The 1,697-nt window shown below is 63.7% G+C and carries 2 protein-coding genes; one reads left to right on the top strand and one right to left on the bottom strand.

The features are described 5' to 3' along the window. Nucleotides 1-748: AAA family ATPase (locus AC1D15_RS30760; protein WP_477829014.1), on the bottom strand; the 748-nt coding region annotated here is incomplete at its 3' end. 135 nt (nucleotides 749-883) lie between these two features. Here AC1D15_RS30760 and AC1D15_RS30755 point away from each other — a divergent pair. Next, entirely contained in the window at nucleotides 884-1,537 is a 654-nt protein-coding gene (locus AC1D15_RS30755; protein ID WP_082004252.1) for a c-type cytochrome, read from the top strand. Nucleotides 1,538-1,697: the final 160 nt, after the last annotated feature.

Here is a 1,697-nt window from a genome sequence, read left to right as displayed (position 1 = left end):
TGCTCTGCAGCACCTCCAGCGGGATGTCCTCGGCCACCAGCAGCTTCAGCCAGTCGAGCAGCTCGCTGGTGCTCGGCTTCTTCTTCAGCCCGGGCAGGTTGCGCACCTCGTAGAAGTTGCGCAGCGCGGCGGCCAGCAGCTCTTTCTTCAGCGACGGGAAATGCACCTCGACGATGCGCTTCATCGTGTCGGCGTCCGGGAAGCGGATGTAGTGGAAGAAGCAGCGGCGCAGGAAAGCGTCGGGCAGCTCTTTYTCGTTGTTSGASGTGATGAACACCAGCGGCCGGTGCTTSGCCYKGATSAGCTCRCGCGTYTCRTASACGTAGAACTCCATCCGGTCRATCTCGCGCAGCAGGTCGTTCGGGAACTCGATGTCGGCCTTGTCGATCTCGTCGATCAGCAGCACCACCGGCTGCTCGGCCGTGAAGGCCTGCCACAGCACGCCCTTCACGATGTAGTTGTGGATGTCGTGCACCCGCGCACCGCCATCCACGTCGGCCAACTGGCTGTCGCGCAGGCGACTCACCGCGTCGTATTCGTACAAACCCTGCTGCGCCTTCGTGGTGCTCTTGATGTGCCACTGCAGCAGCGGCATGCCCAGCGATTGCGCGACTTCCTCGGCCAGCATCGTCTTGCCGGTGCCGGGTTCGCCCTTGATCAGCAGCGGCCGCTTCAGCGTGGCAGCCGCGTTGACCGCGAGCATCAGGTCGTCGGTGGCGACGTAGTTGTCGGAGCCTTTGAACTTCATGCGTCGCGAGGGTTTGAAGGGGGTGCGGACCAGTATAAGGCGGGCCCTATAATCGCCCGCGGTTCGAAGACAAGCCCTCGCCAACTTCAAAAAGCTGCCATGACAAAGCTGGTTTCCCTGACGAATCTGATGAAGATGACGACTCTGATTCCGGCGATCGCTGCCTCCCTGCTGCTGGCCGGTGCGGCCGTGGCGCAGGACGTGAAGCCCGGCGATGCCAAGGCCGGCGAGAAGAAAGCCGCGATGTGCATCGGCTGCCACGGCATCCCGGGCTACCAGGCGAGCTTCCCCGAGGTGCACAAGGTGCCGATGATCGCGGGCCAGGGCGCCAAGTACGTGGTCGCCGCGCTCGGCGAGTACAAGAAGGGTGAGCGCAAGCACCCGACGATGCGCGCCGTCGCCGCGCCGCTCACCGACCAGGACATGGCCGACCTCGCGGCCTTCTACGAACAATTGCCGAAGGAGCAGCCCCAGCTCGCCGAGAAGGCCAAGGCCACGCCGGAGGTCGATGCGTTGCTCAAGAAGGGCAACTGCGTGTCGTGCCACGGCGAGAACTTCAGCAAGCCGATCGACGGCAGCTACCCGAAGCTCGCCGGCCAGCACGCCGACTACCTGTTCGTCGCGCTGAAGGCCTACCAGACCAACGGCAACCCGCAGATCGGCCGCAGCAACGCGATCATGGTCGGCCAGGTCAAGCAGTTCTCGCATGCCGAGCTGAAGACGCTGGCGCAGTACTTGGCCTCGCTGCCGAGCGAACTGCACACGGTGCCCCAGTCGCGCTTCCGCTGATCCCTTCCCCCATATGCAAAACGCCGCTGCGACCCAGCGGCGTTTTTACTTGGGCGCGCGGAATTCGCACCGTAGACTGCGGCACTTCATGCCATCCACCTTCCGGGAGATCTGCTTCATGAAACGCTGGATTCCGATGCTTTGCCTGGGCGCCATGCTG

The organism is Rhizobacter sp. P2_H2 (genome assembly GCF_056403375.1).
This window is presented reverse-complemented; position numbering and strand designations above follow the sequence as displayed.

Coding starts and splice junctions, on each gene's coding strand:
- AC1D15_RS30755 (WP_082004252.1), top strand. CDS start 884: ATGACGACTCTGATTCCGGCGATCGCTGCCTCCCTGCTGCTGGCCGGT.